General features: G+C 73.7%; 12 protein-coding genes and 1 riboswitch. Of the genes, 6 read left to right on the top strand and 6 right to left on the bottom strand.

The window, feature by feature from the left end:
• From ABZU99_RS06825 to ABZU99_RS06815, 3 genes are all read left to right on the top strand, one after another.
• Positions 1–456 (top strand): Lrp/AsnC family transcriptional regulator, encoded by a 456-nt coding sequence (locus ABZU99_RS06825; RefSeq protein ID WP_355941299.1) that lies wholly within the window; start codon positions 1–3, stop codon positions 454–456.
• A 1,071-nt stretch (positions 457–1,527) separates the two neighbouring features.
• Entirely contained in the window at positions 1,528–2,334 is an 807-nt protein-coding gene (locus ABZU99_RS06820) for a carbon-nitrogen hydrolase family protein (protein WP_356043535.1), read from the top strand.
• A gap of 96 nt (positions 2,335–2,430) precedes the next feature.
• On the top strand, positions 2,431–4,137 hold the full coding sequence (locus ABZU99_RS06815) for an NAD(P)/FAD-dependent oxidoreductase (RefSeq protein WP_355941305.1): 1,707 nt from the start codon (positions 2,431–2,433) through the stop codon (positions 4,135–4,137).
• Between the two features lie 32 nt (positions 4,138–4,169).
• Here the strand turns inward: ABZU99_RS06815 and ABZU99_RS06810 are convergent, their stop codons facing one another.
• The gene (locus tag ABZU99_RS06810) at positions 4,170–4,865 is read right to left on the bottom strand and encodes a DUF5995 family protein (protein WP_356043882.1); all 696 of its coding nucleotides are present in this window, start codon (positions 4,863–4,865) and stop codon (positions 4,170–4,172) included.
• A gap of 82 nt (positions 4,866–4,947) precedes the next feature.
• Positions 4,948–5,832 carry an NAD(P)-dependent oxidoreductase gene (locus ABZU99_RS06805; RefSeq protein WP_356043532.1) on the bottom strand — a complete coding sequence of 295 codons (885 nt, stop codon included), beginning with the start codon at positions 5,830–5,832 and terminating at the stop codon, positions 4,948–4,950.
• A 131-nt stretch (positions 5,833–5,963) separates the two neighbouring features.
• Between ABZU99_RS06805 and ABZU99_RS06800 the strand changes: the two genes are divergently transcribed.
• A complete protein-coding gene (locus ABZU99_RS06800; protein ID WP_356043529.1) occupies positions 5,964–6,809 on the top strand; it encodes a helix-turn-helix transcriptional regulator in 846 nt (281 codons plus the stop codon).
• Positions 6,810–6,924: 115 nt separating this feature from the next.
• On the opposite strand, the gene ABZU99_RS06795 is transcribed toward ABZU99_RS06800, so the two are convergent.
• From ABZU99_RS06795 to ABZU99_RS06780, 4 genes are all read right to left on the bottom strand, one after another.
• Positions 6,925–8,310 carry a solute carrier family 23 protein gene (locus tag ABZU99_RS06795; RefSeq protein ID WP_356043527.1) on the bottom strand — a complete coding sequence of 462 codons (1,386 nt, stop codon included), beginning with the start codon at positions 8,308–8,310 and terminating at the stop codon, positions 6,925–6,927.
• Between the two features lie 69 nt (positions 8,311–8,379).
• The gene (locus ABZU99_RS06790) at positions 8,380–9,216 is read right to left on the bottom strand and encodes an isocitrate lyase/phosphoenolpyruvate mutase family protein (protein ID WP_356043524.1); all 837 of its coding nucleotides are present in this window, start codon (positions 9,214–9,216) and stop codon (positions 8,380–8,382) included.
• Between the two features lie 69 nt (positions 9,217–9,285).
• On the bottom strand, positions 9,286–10,008 hold the full coding sequence (locus tag ABZU99_RS06785; RefSeq protein ID WP_355941320.1) for a winged helix-turn-helix domain-containing protein: 723 nt from the start codon (positions 10,006–10,008) through the stop codon (positions 9,286–9,288).
• A gap of 54 nt (positions 10,009–10,062) precedes the next feature.
• Complete coding sequence (locus ABZU99_RS06780) at positions 10,063–11,280, bottom strand: MFS transporter (RefSeq protein WP_356043521.1); 1,218 nt, start codon at positions 11,278–11,280, stop codon at positions 10,063–10,065.
• A gap of 134 nt (positions 11,281–11,414) precedes the next feature.
• On the opposite strand from ABZU99_RS06780, the gene ABZU99_RS06775 reads away from it, so the two are divergent.
• Positions 11,415–12,629 (top strand): ROK family transcriptional regulator, encoded by a 1,215-nt coding sequence (locus ABZU99_RS06775; protein ID WP_356043518.1) that lies wholly within the window; start codon positions 11,415–11,417, stop codon positions 12,627–12,629.
• 94 nt (positions 12,630–12,723) lie between these two features.
• Positions 12,724–12,854: riboswitch (FMN riboswitch) on the top strand.
• Positions 12,855–13,007: 153 nt separating this feature from the next.
• Positions 13,008–14,117: a bifunctional diaminohydroxyphosphoribosylaminopyrimidine deaminase/5-amino-6-(5-phosphoribosylamino)uracil reductase RibD gene (gene ribD, locus ABZU99_RS06770; RefSeq protein ID WP_356043515.1), complete on the top strand. Its 1,110-nt coding sequence runs from the start codon at positions 13,008–13,010 to the stop codon at positions 14,115–14,117.
• Position 14,118: the final 1 nt, after the last annotated feature.

Genomic DNA, 14,118 nt, shown 5'->3' with positions numbered 1-14,118 from the left:
GTGCGACTGAACGATCTCGACGAACGCATCGTCCACGCCCTCGCCGAGGACGCCCGCCGCAGCTACGCCGACATCGGCGAGCTGGTCGGCCTGTCCGCGCCCGCCGTCAAACGGCGGGTGGACCGGCTGCGTGCCGAAGGCGCCATCACCGGCTTCACCGTGCGGGTCGACCCCGCGGCGCTGGGCTGGGAGACCGAGGGCTTCATCGAGATGTACTGCCGCCGGAACACCTCACCCGAGGACATCCGCCGCGGCCTGTCGCGCTACCCGGAGGTGGCGTCCGCGTCGACCGTCACCGGTGACGCGGACGCCATCGTCCAGGTCTTCGCCGCCGATATGCGCCACTTCGAGCGGGTGCTGGAACGGATCGCGGGCGAGCCGTTCGTGGAGCGCACCAAGTCGGTGCTGGTGCTGTCGCCTTTGCTGCGGCGGTATACGTCGGGGGCCCCGGCGTAAGGGGCCCCTGGGGTTTGTTCCCCCACCCCGCCCCTCCCCGAACCCGGGGCTCCACCCCGGCCCCCGACCGGCGGCTCCGACCCCTGGCCCCCGCCGGACCCCCGCCGGACCCCCACTGGGGCTGCGCCCCTGGGCCCCACTGGGGCTGCGCCCCCGAACCCCGCTGGGACTACACCCTCGAACCCGAGCCGGGGGCTGCGCACTGGACCCCTTGGGGGCTGTGACCTCCGCCGGGGGCTGCGCACTGGACCCCTTGGGGGCTGCCTCCGCCGGGGGCTGCGCACTGGACCCCTTGGGGGCTGCCTCCGCCGGGGGCTGCGCACTGGACCCCTTGGGGGCTGTGACCTCGCACCCTCGCCGGGGGCTGCGCCTCGGGCCCCTGTCGGGGCTGGGTCCCCGGACCCGCGCCGGGGTTGTGCTCCCGGCCCCTCGCTGGGGCTGCGCCCCGGGCCCTTGCCGGGGCTGGGTCCCCGGGCGCCTGCTGGGGTTGTGCTCCCGGCCCTCGCCGGGGGCTGCGCCTCGGGCTCCTGTCGGGGCTGGGTCTCCGGAGCCGCGCCGGGGTTGTGCTCCCGGCCCTCGCCGGGGCTGCGCCTCGGGCCCTTGCCGGGGCTGCGTCCCCGGGCGCCTGCTGGGGGTGCGCTCCGGAACCCCGCCAGGGGCTCGCCCCTGGCCCCCGTGGGGCGTATGCGGGGCTGCGCCCCTGTCCTCGGCCAGTGCGGCTTGTCGCTGCGTCCTCGGGGTCGTAGGGGCCTGGGGTGCCGCCCCGGGGCTGTGGGTCCTTGCCCTCGCGGCCGTGCGGGGCCGCGTCGCTGCCGCCAGGGTGGGCCGGGATGGAGCCGCGCCCGGCCACCGGCGCATGCGGGGGAACGGCCTCCCCGCACGCGTCCGGGCGTCGGGGGCCCAGAGCCGAGGCCCTGGCGGCGCTGGTCGGGCCGGGCGCGCAACGAATCTTCGGGGTCTGGGTAAAACCCGTAACGAAACGACGGCGGATGCGCAACATCCGGACCTTGTCGCCCGACCCCCCCATCCGTACCGTCGTTATATCGCTACGTCTCTCCCCAAGGTCTGCCCATGCCGCCGCTGCGCACCGCCCTGCTCCAGAGCTCCGGTCACCCCGGCGACCCCGCCCATAACCTCAAGGTCCTCGATGAGGCAGCCGGGCGCGCCGCGGCCGGTGGGGCTGGGCTGCTTGTCACCTCGGAGATGTTCCTCACGGGCTATGCCATCGGTGAGGGCATCCATCGGCTGGCCGAGCCCGCCGATGGCCCGGGTGGCCGGGCCGTGGCCGAGATCGCTGCCGCGCACGGTCTCGCCGTCCTCTACGGTTACCCGGAGCGGGATGTTGAGCGGCACGGCACCGTCTACAACTCGGCGCGGCTGGTCGGCCCGGACGGGGCCGAGCTCGCGAACTACCGCAAGACCCATCTGTTCGGCTGCTTCGAGCGGGACTGGTTCACCCCCGGTGACACCCCCGTCGTCCAGGCCGCGCTCGGCGGGCTCACGGTGGGCGTCATGATCTGCTACGACGTGGAGTTCCCGGAGAACGTCCGGGCTCACGCCCTGGCCGGGACCGATCTGCTGCTGGTCCCGACCGCGCAGATGCATCCCTTCCAGTTCGTCCCCGAGTCCCTCATCCCGGTCCGGGCCTTCGAGAACCAGCTGTACGTCGCGTACGTCAACCGCACCGGCTCCGAGGGCGAGTTCGACTTCGTCGGGCTGAGCTGTCTGGCCGGGCCCGACGGCACCACGCGCGCGCGGGCCGGTCGCGGTGAGGAGCTGGTCATCGGCGACGCCGATCCCGAGCTGCTGAGCGCCTCGCGCACGGCCAATCCCTATCTGCGCGACCGCAGGCCCGGACTGTACGGGTCGCTGAGCTGACCCAGCCCCCCGCCCCAGCCCCCAGCCAGCCCGAGCCCGAGCCCTGATCCCGGCCCCGCCCCTCAACTTCCCGCCTCGCAAGGAGTCCGTACCCCCATGTCCATGGTGCCCACCGCCGTCCCCGGCGAGCACGAGCCGCAGCAGGCCGAGACCCTCCCGCCCATCACCATGTTCGGCCCGGACTTCCCGTACGCCTACGACGACTTCCTGGCCCACCCCGCGGGGCTCGGCCAGATTCCGGCGACCGAGCACGGCAGCGAGGTCGCGGTGGTCGGCGGCGGGCTGTCCGGCATCATCACCGCGTACGAGCTGATGAAGATGGGCCTGAAGCCCGTCGTCTACGAGGCCGACAAGATCGGCGGCCGGCTGCGCACCGTCGGCTTCGAGGGCTGCGACGACTCGCTGACCGCCGAGATGGGCGCGATGCGCTTCCCGCCGAGCTCGACCGCGTTCCAGCACTACATCGACCTGGTGGGCCTGAAGACCGAGCCGTTCCCCAACCCGCTGGCCCCCGACACCCCCTCGACGGTGGTCGACCTCAAGGGCGAGTCGCACTACGCCCGCACCATCGACGACCTGCCGCCGGTCTACCGCGAGGTGATGGACGCCTGGAACGCCTGTCTGGAGGAGGGCGCCGACTTCTCCGACATGAACCGCGCCATCCGCGAGCGGGACGTTCCCCGCATCCGTGAGATCTGGGCCCGGCTGGTGGAGAAGCTCGACAACCAGACCTTCTACGGCTTCCTCTGCGAATCCGCGGCCTTCAAGTCCTTCCGTCACCGGGAGATCTTCGGTCAGGTCGGCTTCGGAACCGGCGGCTGGGACACCGACTTCCCGAACTCCATCCTGGAGATCCTGCGGGTCGTCTACACCGAGGCCGACGACCACCACCGCGGCATCGTCGGCGGCAGCCAGCAGCTTCCGCTGCGGCTGTGGGAGCGCGAGCCCGAGAAGATCGTCCACTGGCCGCAGGGCACCTCGCTGTCCTCCCTGCACGGCGGCGAGCCGCGCCCGGCCGTGACCCGGCTGCACCGCGCCGCGGGTGACCGGATCGTGGTCACCGACGCGAGCGGCGACATCCGCTCCTACAAGGCGGTTGTCTTCACCGCGCAGTCCTGGATGCTGCTCTCCAAGATCGACTGCGATGACTCGCTCTTCCCGATCGACCACTGGACGGCGATCGAGCGCACCCACTACATGGAGTCCAGCAAGCTCTTCGTCCCGGTCGACCGCCCCTTCTGGCTGGACAAGGACGAGGTGACGGGCCGGGACACGATGAGCATGACCCTCACCGACCGGATGACCCGCGGCACCTACCTGCTGGACAACGGCCCGGACAAGCCCGCCGTCATCTGCCTCTCGTACACCTGGTGCGACGACAGCCTCAAGTGGCTGCCGCTGTCCGCGAACGAGCGGATGGAGGTCATGCTGAAGTCGCTGTCGGAGATCTATCCGAACGTCGACGTCCGCAAGCACATCATCGGCAGCCCGGTCACGGTCTCCTGGGAGAACGAGCCCTACTTCATGGGCGCCTTCAAGGCCAACCTCCCCGGCCACTACCGCTACCAGCGCCGGCTGTTCACCCACTTCATGCAGGACCGGCTGCCGGCCGACCAGCGCGGCATCTTCCTCGCGGGCGATGACATCTCCTGGACCGCGGGGTGGGCCGAGGGCGCCGTACAGACCGCGCTCAACGCGGTGTGGGGCGTGATGCACCGCTTCGGCGGCAGCACGGACGCCAAGAACCCGGGGCCGGGCGATGTGTACGACGACATCGCGCCGGTCGAGCTCCCCGAGGACTGAGCCGCTCATCCGCTCGCCCGCATCCCCTGCCGTCAGCCCGACGGCAGGGGAGTGAGCAGACAGCGCCCGACCAGGCCCACGCTCGCGTCGACGCGCTGCACGAACTCCTCCGTCAGCTCCGGCAGTCCGCGCAGACCCCACAGGGTGCGGAAGGTCGCCCACGCGGCGTCCCGGGCCGCGTCCAGGCTCCATGAGCCCACCAGATGGGTCAGCGGATCGGCCACGTCCAGCACATCCGGACCGGGCATCAGATCCTCGCGGATCCGCTCCTCAAGCCCGGTGAGCACCAGCCCGACCCGGTCGAAGTCGCCCTCCAGGGCTGCCGGTTCCGATGTGCGTGCCCGGCAGGTGTCCAGGAGCGCGACGGCCAGGTCATGGCCGATATGCGCATTGATCCCCGCGAGCGCGAACTGCACCGGGCGGACCGCCGGATGGCGCCGCAGCTGGAACAGCGGCCGCCAGCAGGCGGGCGGGCGCCGCCCCGCCGCCACCGCGTCGACCGCCCCCAGATAGCGCCCGGCGAAGCGGACGTCCAACTCCTCGGTGGCGGCCGGATCCTGGAAGTACCCGGTGGTGAGCCGGCGGCCGATCTCCTCGGTGACCGGCAGATACACCCGGTTGAAGACCGCCACCCCGTCTCCGGGCGGCAGCGCCGCGCCGAGCGCACGCATGCGCGCCACAACGCTCTTGACCGTCCGCGGTGCGAGCCGCGGCGCGTGGGTCGGCATCGTCATGGACGTCAGCGTGGCAGCCGCGCCCCGTCCCGTCCGGCCGCGCGGCGTCGCTTCCCCTGGACGGCCTAACCATCCGTCACAGCGCGCCCGCGTCGCGGGCCGTCCACATCGTCGGGTACAGCGGCCGCCAGCCCAGCTCCTCGCGGAGCCGGGCGTTGGAGGTGATCCCGAACCACGGGTCGTCGTCCGTCCGTTCGCCCATGCCCTCCGGGATCGCCGCGCCGTTGATCCGGTGCAGTTCCACGGCGGTCGCCGGGGCGTCGTCGACGATGTTGTACCGGCGCCCGGAGGCCGAACCGCCCGCCGTGCCGCCGGGCGCGCGCAGCAGCCGCAGCAGCGCCTGGCTCACATCGGCGTGGTGCACCAGCGCGAGCCGCTGGTTCCCGGCCCAGTTCCCGGCCCACTGCAGGGCGTTCCGCAGATGCGGATCGCCGTCCCCGTACACAAAGGCCAGACTGCCGATCCGCAGATCGAGGCCGTGATCGCGGTGGAGAGCGAGGAGCTCGCGCTCCGCCTCCGCCTTCGAGGCCGGGTACGCGCCCCACATCGGCCCGCCGGGCACGCTCTCGTCGTCCTCCGTCAGCGGTCGTCCGCGCGAGGCCCCGTACACGAGATTGGTGCTGACCTGGACGAACCGGCTCGTCCCTGCCTCGACCGCGGCTCGCCCCAGCGCCACGGCGGCGTCCCGGTTGACCGCCCAGGCCTCCTCGTCCGGTACCCCGCGGAACGCCGCCGCGATGTTGACCACCGCGTGCACCCCCTCCATCGCCTTCCGCAGATCCTTCTCCTCGCGCAGATCGCCCACCGCGATCCGCGCGCCCAGCGCCCCGAGCGGCGCGCCGCGCTCCTCGTCGCGGACCAGCACCCGCACCTCGGTGTCCGGCCGGCGCCGCTCCAGCAGCCGTGCCGTGAACCGCCGCCCCACTTGACCGGTGGCTCCCGTCACCAAAATCAACGGCATCGCACTCGCCTCTCGTCTCGATCGCTTGCCGTATCAGGCTGCGGCGGACGGTCCGGTGGCGGGAGAGACGTCCCGATCCAGGGATCGGCAGACCCTGGATAACGCCATGGCGGCCGGGCGACCATGGGGAGGTGCACCGATCGGAGCTCGCGGACTTCCTGCGCCGCTGTCGCGCCCGCCTCGCCCCCGCCGAGGTGGGCCTCGTCCCCGGCGTCCGGCGCCGTACGCCCGGGCTGCGCCGGGAGGAGGTGGCCCAGCTCGCCGGGATGTCGCCGGACTACTACACCCGGCTGGAACAGGCCCGCGGTCCGCGCCCGTCCCGCCAGATGCTCACCGCGCTTGCCCGCGCGCTCCGGCTCACCGACGACGAGCGCGACCATCTCTTCCACCTGGTGGGGGAGGAGCCGCCGCGCGACCGCACCACCTCAGGACATGTACGGCCCGGTCTGCTGCGGGTCCTGGACCGGCTGTACGACACCCCGGCGCAGGTCGTCACCGACTGGGGCGATGTGCTGGCCCAGAACGCGATGGCCGCGGCCCTGGTCGGCGACATCACGGCGCGGCCGCCCGAGGACCGCAACATCGTCCGCAGCTTCTTCACCCGGAGCCACAACCCCGGGCTCTTCCCGCCGGAGGACCGCGAGGAACACGCCCGGATCCATGTCGCCAACCTCCGCGCCGTCCTGGCAGCCCGCCCCGACGACCCGGGCCCGGCGGCCCTCGTCGCCGAACTGCGCGCCGTGAGCGGCGAGTTCGCGGAGCTGTGGGAGGCGCATGAGGTGGCGGTGCGGCGCTCGTCGGTCAAGCGGTTCGTGCATCCGGTGGTGGGGGTGCTGGAGCTGGACTGCGAGGTGCTGCTGTCCACGGAGCAGGCCCAGCGGCTGATCGTCCACACGGCCCGGCCCGGGACCGAGTCCGCCGAACGGCTGGAGCTGCTGCGGGTGGTGGGTCTGCAGGACCTCGCCCCGCGGGGGTGAGCCTGCGGGGTGAGCCCGCAGGGGTGAGGCCGCGGGGGTGAGGCCGCGGGGGTGAGCCCGCAGGGGTGAGGCCGCGGGGGTGAGGCCGCGGGGGTGGGGCCGCGGGGGTGAGGCCCTACGCGGGCCGCTCGTCGTCGTTGTAGCCGCTGGTGCCCGCGTCCAGCAGCGGCTCCTGCCGCTTGAGATGGGCCGGGGCCAGGGCGCGCAGCACGTGGTAGCCGGTCAGCACCACGATCGTCCCCAGCGCGATCCCGCTCAGCTCGAAGTTCCGGCTGATCTTCAGGCCGACCCCGCCGACGCCGATGACGACGCCCGCGGCGACCGGCACGAGGTTGAGCGGATTACGCAGATCCACGTTGTTGTGCACCCAGATCTGGGCGCCGAGCAGCCCGATCATGCCGTAGAGGATGACGGTGATACCGCCCAGCACCCCACCCGGCACCGCCGCCACCACCGCGCCGAACTTCGGGCACAGCCCGAAGAGCAGCGCGAAGCCCGCCGCTGCCCAGTACGCGGCGGTGGAGTAGACGCGGGTGGCTGCCATGACGCCGATGTTCTCGGAGTACGTGGTGGTGGCCGGGCCGCCGACCGCCGTGGAGAGCACCGTCGCCGCGCCGTCCGCCGCGATGGCCGTGCCGAGCTGGTCGTCCAGCGGGTCGCCGATCATTTCGCCGACGGCCTTCACATGCCCGGCGTTCTCGGCGATCAGGGCGATCACGACCGGCAGCGCGACCAGCACCGCGGACCACTGGAAGCTCGGCGCGTGCAGGGACGGCAGGCCGATCCAGTCCGCCTTGGCCACACCGGACAGATCCAGCCGCCAGTGGTCGGTGACCCGCCCGCTGCCGTCGATCGAGTGGATCTTGCCGAGGAGGCGGTCGAAGAGCCAGGAGACCGCGTAGCCGAAGACCAGCCCCAGGAAGATCGCGACACGGGACCAGAAGCCGCGCAGACAGACCACGGCCGCCCCTGTGACCAGCATCGTGAGCAGCGCGGTCCATTGGTCGGCGGGCCAGTACGTCCCGGCGGTCACGGGGGCGAGATTGAACCCGATCAGCATGACCACCGCACCGGTCACCACCGGCGGCATCGCCGCGTGGATGACGCCCGCGCCGAAGCGCCGTACCGCCAGCCCGCTCAGGAACAGCACCGCGCCGACCACCAGGATCGCCCCGGTGACGGCGGCGCTGCCGCCGCCCTGCGCCCGGATCACCGCCGCCACGCCGACGAAGGACAGGCTGCACCCCAGATAGCTGGGCACCCGGCCGCGGGTCGCGAGCAGGAACAGCATGGTCGCGACCCCGGACATCATGATCGCGAGGTTGGGGTCGAGGCCCATCAGCACCGGGGCGACAAAGCTCGCTCCGAACATGGCCACGACATGCTGTGCGCCCAGGCCCAGCGTCCTCGGCCAGGACAGCCGCTCATCCGGCCTGACGACCGCTCCGGGGGCGGGGGTGCGCCCATCGCCGTGCAAGGTCCAGCGCACGCCGAGGCCCATGACTGCTCCACTTCATTGCTGCGGGGGGATCGCACCAATGTTAGATGGCCGAAAATGTGCTCCTTGCAGCTATGCCGTCGCCGTGAAGGGATCGGACAGCGACTGAGCCTCGGCATAGCCGGGCGGATCACCGGCCGGATCGGCGCCCGGGTGGGCGCCCGGGTGGGCGATCGTCCAGGCCAGCTCGACGGCGCGGTGCAGGGCGGCGCGGAAGAGCAGCGATCCGCAGCTGATCCGCCGCACGCCGAGCTCGGCCAGCTGGCCGTAGGTGTGGCGGCCGGGGGCGAACAGGATGTTCAGCGGGGTCTCGCCGAGGTCACGGACCAGGGCGGCGATGTCCCGCTCATCGGTGAGCGCGGGTACGAAGACGCCGTCGGCACCCGCCCGTACATACGCCTCGGCGCGCTCGGCGGCGGCGGCCAGTGGGGGCGTCATTCCGCCACCGATGGCGGCGAGCCAGTGGGTGTCGGTGCGCGCGTTCACAAAGAGGCGGGGCACCCGCTCCTTGACCGCCGCGATCACCGCGTACTGGTGTGCCAAGGGCGCGAGGGTGCCGTCCGGGCGTCCGTCCTCGATGTTCACCCCGGCGACCCCGGCCTCGTCCAGCTCGGCCGCGAGCGCCGCGACCCCCTCGGGCCGTTCGCCGAACCCGCCCTCGATGTCGACGGTCACCAGCACCGGCAGCCGCACGATGCCGCGCGCGAGGGCGAGCGTCTGCTCGCGCGTGGCGCCGGTCGCGTCCGGCAGCCCGGCCGCCACGGCCACGCCGAGGCTGGTGGTGCCGATGGCGGGAAAGCCGCGCCGGGCGAGGGCGGCGGCGGAGGCGTGGTCCCAGGCGTTGGGGAGGAGCAGAGGGCGCTCAGCGTGGTGGAGTCGGCGGAAATCCGCGTGGGGAGAGGCGTTCATGCCGCCGACCGTAGGCGCGGATCGTTTCGGCGCCGGCCGAAGCCTGGCGCCGGCGCGTCATTGCGCGCGTCACTCGGCGAGAGTGACGCCGAGCAGCTCGCGCATCGCCCGCTCGCCGTGCGCACTGACGCGCAGCGCCCGCCCGCTGCCGATCCGTACGCACCAGCCGGCGTCCAGCGTGTGCCGGCACAGCGCGGCCCCGGCCACCCCGGCCAGATGCGGGCGGCGCTCGGTCCAGTCGAGACAGCTGCGGACCATCGGCCGCCGCCCGCGCGCGGCGGCGGCCGTGAGATCGATGCCCAGGTCCTGGAACCAGGCCATCCCGGGCTCCGTCAGCGCGAACCCCGTCGCGCCCTGCAGCAGCCCGCGCTCCAGCATCGCGTCCGTGATCGCGGTGCCCAGGCGCCCGGCGAGATGGTCGTAGCAGGTCCGGGCCCGCGCCATGGCCCCGCTCGCGCTGGAGGCGCGCAGCGTACGGGGCGGGGGCGGGGGCGCGGCGTGCGCGGACAGATCCTCGATCAGCTGTGCGATCTGCGGCCCGGCCAGCCGTACGTAGCGATGCCGGCCCTGGCGCTCCTCCGCCAGCAGCCCGCCCTCGATGAGCCGGCTCAGATGCTCGCTCGCCGTTGACGCGGCGACCCCGGCGTGGCGCGCCAACTCCCCGGCGGTCCATGCGCGACCGTCGAGCAGCGCGAGACAGATGGTGGCGCGTGTCTCATCGGCGATGAGGGAGGCCAGCCGCGCGAGTTGCGGCCCGCGGAGTCCGCCTCCGCTGTGTGCGGTGGGGGTCATGTGTCCATGATGCGCTGCCGGCGTTTCGGTCCCCACCGAACCCTTCGGGCCGGGTCAGGGGAGGGTGGCCCGGGAGGACGGGCCGGGTTGGAGGGTGGGGTCCTTGGGCGCCGTGCGCAGGACGCCCGCCCCCGCCACCAGGCCCAGCGTCAACACCGTGACCAGGCAGAACGAGACCGTCAGCGAGGTCAGGTCCGCGATCGAGCCCATGGCGGCCGGGGCGATCAGACCCGAGGTGTACGTGATCGTGGCGACGCCCGCGATGGCCTGGCTGGGGGCCGGGCCGCTGCGGCCGGCTGCGGCGAAGGCCAGGGGCACGACGACCGCGATGCCGAGGCCGATCAGGCCGAAGCCGGCGATGGCGAGGGCCGGGCCGGAGGCCGTGACGAGGAGGAGGCCGCCGAACGTGGCGAGGACGCCGCCGGTCCGTACGGTCCGTACGGCCCCGAAGCGGGCCACCACGGCGTCGCCGATCAGCCGCGCTCCTGCCATCGTGCAGGAGAAGGCGGTGGTGCAGGCGGCGGCGACACCGGGGGAGGAGCCCATGACGTCGCGCAGGTAGACCGCGGACCAGTCCAGGCTGGCCCCCTCGGCGAAGACCGCGCAGAACCCCACCGCGCCGATGATCAGCGCGGAGCGGGGCGGGAGGGCGAAGCGGGGCGGGGGGCGCTCCTCGGGGGCGCCGCGCAGGTCGAGGACCCAGTGGCAGGCCACCGCGCCGAGCACCGCGAGGACGGCGGCGGCGATGCCGAGGTGCAGCCGGGCGTCCGCGTCGGCGTGGGCGGCGACCGTGCCCGCGGCCGAGCCGGTGAGCGCGCCCACGCTCCACATACCGTGCAGCCCGGACATGATCGGGCGGCCCAGGCGGTTCTCGATCTCCACGCCGAGCGCGTTCATGGCGACGTCGGACATCCCGGCACTCGCGCCGAACAGGAAGAGCACACCGCACAGCCAGATCGGCCCCGGGGCGAGCGGCGGCATCACCAGCCCCGCGCACCACAGGGCGAGCAGCCCGCGCAGCGCCGCGCGGGCGCCGAAAAGGTGGCTGATCCGCCCGGCCAGCGGCATCGCGACGGAGGCGCCGATCGCGGGGAAGGCGAGCGCTAGCCCGAGTTGACCGGCGCTGATGTCCAACCGCTCCTGGATCCAGGGGATGCGGGTGGCGAAGTTGCCGGTGACCGCGCCGTGGACGGCGAACACCGTCGCGACGGCCACGCGCGCCCGCCGAACCTGGGGCATCCGCGGTGCCCGGGATTCCGTACCACTGCTCATGTCTGTCGCACCCTCCCCGTAGCGCGGTCTTGTCGGCACATGGTCCTCGGCCGGATGCCCGGCCGAGCGGAAACTATCAGGAAGGCTGCCTGATAAATAGAGCTTTTCCGGTAGCCGTCTGGAAGGATCCCCGCATGACGTCGACGCACGTACCCGCGGTGGCCCGCACCGCCTCTCCGCGTACGGCGCGGGCCATCAACGACCGCCTGGCCCTGCAACTCCTCAAGGACGAGGGCCCGTTGACCGCGGGGCAGCTCAAGACGCTGACCGGCCTGTCCCGCCCCACCATCGCGGACCTTGTCGAGCGGCTGCAGTCGGCCGGGCTGGTGGCGGTCGTGGGGGAGACGGGGGCGCGGCGACGCGGCCCCAACGCCCGGGTGTACGGGATCGTGGCCGACAGCGCGCATGTGGCCGGAGTGGACGTGCGCACGGACGGCGTCGCCGTCTGTGTGGCCGATCTGCTCGGCCGCACCCTGGCCGAGGCGTCGCTTCCGGTCGACCCGGACTCCGACCCCGTACGGACCGTGGCGGACTCGGTGGCGCTGGTGCAGCGCGCGGCACAGCGGGCCGGGGCGGCCCGGCTGCACCACATCGGCATCGGGGCGCCCGGCCTGATCGACCCGGCCACGGGCGAGCTCAACTCACCCGCCAGGCTGCCCTCCTGGCACCGCGAGCTGGCCGCCGCGCTGCAGCGCGCTCTCGCGGCGCCGGTCCTGCTGGAGAACGAGGTCAACCTCGCGGCGGTCGCGGAGCAGCGGCTCGGCACGGCCCGCGACCGGGACACCTTTGTGCTGCTGTGGCTCGGTCATGGCGTCGGCGCCGCGGTGGTGCTCGACCGGGTGCTGCGGCGCGGGGCGTCGGGCGGGACCGGGGAGATCGGCTTTCTGCCGGTGCCGGGCACCTCGGCGCTGCCCTCGGCGAGCTGCTGCGACGGCGGCTTCCACTCCCTTGTGGGCGGCGCCGCGGTCTGCGAACTCGCCCGCGAGCACGGTCTGGAGACCGGCGGCAGGCAGGGCGTGGAGGACGCCGGGGCCGCGGAGGCCGTCATACGGGCGGCCGTCGAGGCGGGGGAGCGGGGCGGGCCGTTCCTGGACGCGCTCGCGGCCCGGATCGCGCTGGGCGTCGCCGCGATGTGCGCGGTGCTCGACCCGGGGTGTGCGGTACTCGGCGGCGAGGCGGGCCGGGCCGGGGGCGAAGCGCTCGCCCGGCGCGTGGAGGTCCATGTCGCGCGCATGTCGCCGCTGCGTACGCAGGTCCGCGCCGGGGTGGTGGGCGGCGGTGGGGTGCTGCGCGGTGCGGTGCTGACCGCGATGGACGCGGCTCAGGACGCGCTGTTCGGCGCCCGGTAGGCCCCGTGGTGCGGGGCGGGTGAGGCAGACCACATGGGGTCCGGCTCCACCCGCGGTGATGACCCGTGGCACACTGGGGCCGTACCAGTGACGTCAGCGCACTCCGGGGTCGGTGAAAATCCGAACCGGCGGTTACAGTCCGCGACCCGTCCGCTGCCAGCGGCCGGTTGACCAGGTGAAATTCCTGGACCGACGGTTAAAGTCCGGATGGGAGGCAGTGCGCGGCGGGAGCGACATCACCGGTGCGCCGTCATCGGCGGGCCGCCCTTTGGGCGCGGGCCCGTTCACCCGATCAACGGCGTGCTGGCGGCGGCGTTTTCCGTTCCTTGTCTACTTTGACAGCCCCGGAGTCCGTGCCCGAAGAGGCAGGAGGACCCGGTGGCCACCGCAGCCGAAGCCGCAGCGATGCGCCGTGCCGTCGCGCTCGCCGCCCGCGGCCTTGGCCACACCAGCCCCAACCCCGTCGTCGGCTGCGTCGTGCTCGATGCCGACGGCCAGGTCGTCGGCGAGGGCTGGCATCAGCGGGCCGGCGGCCCCCACGCCGAGGTCCACGCGCTGCGCGAGGCGGGGGAGCGGGCCCGCGGCGGCACCGCCCTGGTCACCCTCGAACCCTGTAACCACACCGGCCGCACCGGCCCCTGCGCACAGGCGCTCATCGACGCCGGGATCGCCCGCGTCCGCTACGCCGTCGCCGACCCCACCGCGCAGGCCCGGGGCGGCGCCGCCACCCTCGCCGCCGCGGGGATCGACGTCGCGGCCGGGCCGCTGACCGACGAGGCCGAGGCGGTCAACGAGCCCTGGCTGACGTCGATGCGGCGCGGCCGTCCCTTCGTGCTGTGGAAGTACGCGGCCACCCTCGACGGGCGCAGCGCCGCCGCCGACGGCACCAGCCGCTGGATCACCTCGGCCGCGTCCCGTGCCGATGTGCACCGGCTGCGCGCGGAGGCGGACGCCGTCGTCGTCGGCTCCGGCACCCTGCGCGCCGACGACCCCCAGCTGGCCGTACGGGACCGGGAGGGCGTCACCCAGCCGCTGCGGGTCGTCGTCGACACCAACGCCACCGTGCAGCCCGGCGCCCGGGTCCTGGACGGTGCGGCGCCCACCCTGATCGCGGTGGCCAAGGACGCCGGCACCGGCCATCTGCCGGGCGGCGCCGAGACCGTACGGCTGCCGCGCGCCCAGGGCGGCCGGGGGCTCGACATCGCCGCGCTCCTCGCCGAGTTGCACGGCCGCGGGGTGCGCTCGGTCCTGCTGGAGGGCGGCCCCACGCTCGCCGGGGCGTTCCTGGCCGCGGGCGCCGTCGACAAGGTCGTCGGCTATCTCGCCCCCGTACTGCTCGGCGCGGGCCCGGCGGCCCTCGCCGACGCCGGAATCACCACCATCGCCCAGGCGTTGCGCCTGGATGCGGCCGACGTCACCCGGCTCGGCCCCGACCTGCGCATCACCGCACGCCCCGTCGCCCCCGCCCCCCTCGCCGAGGAGAACTGAA

Source organism: Streptomyces sp. NPDC005266, assembly GCF_040607655.1.
In the GTDB taxonomy this organism is placed as follows: Bacteria; Actinomycetota; Actinomycetes; order Streptomycetales; family Streptomycetaceae; genus Streptomyces.
This window is presented reverse-complemented; position numbering and strand designations above follow the sequence as displayed.

Bases quoted from the DNA above. Each gene is read 5' to 3' on its own strand.
- ABZU99_RS06805 (WP_356043532.1), bottom strand. From the start codon at position 5,832: ATGCCGTTGATTTTGGTGACGGGAGCCACCGGTCAAGTGGGGCGGCGG.
- ABZU99_RS06815 (WP_355941305.1), top strand. From the start codon at position 2,431: ATGTCCATGGTGCCCACCGCCGTCCCCGGCGAGCACGAGCCGCAGCAG.
- ABZU99_RS06775 (WP_356043518.1), top strand. From the start codon at position 11,415: ATGACGTCGACGCACGTACCCGCGGTGGCCCGCACCGCCTCTCCGCGT.
- ABZU99_RS06790 (WP_356043524.1), bottom strand. From the start codon at position 9,216: ATGAACGCCTCTCCCCACGCGGATTTCCGCCGACTCCACCACGCTGAG.
- ABZU99_RS06810 (WP_356043882.1), bottom strand. From the start codon at position 4,865: ATGCCGACCCACGCGCCGCGGCTCGCACCGCGGACGGTCAAGAGCGTT.
- ABZU99_RS06820 (WP_356043535.1), top strand. From the start codon at position 1,528: ATGCCGCCGCTGCGCACCGCCCTGCTCCAGAGCTCCGGTCACCCCGGC.
- ABZU99_RS06795 (WP_356043527.1), bottom strand. From the start codon at position 8,310: ATGGGCCTCGGCGTGCGCTGGACCTTGCACGGCGATGGGCGCACCCCC.
- ABZU99_RS06780 (WP_356043521.1), bottom strand. From the start codon at position 11,280: ATGAGCAGTGGTACGGAATCCCGGGCACCGCGGATGCCCCAGGTTCGG.
- ABZU99_RS06785 (WP_355941320.1), bottom strand. From the start codon at position 10,008: ATGACCCCCACCGCACACAGCGGAGGCGGACTCCGCGGGCCGCAACTC.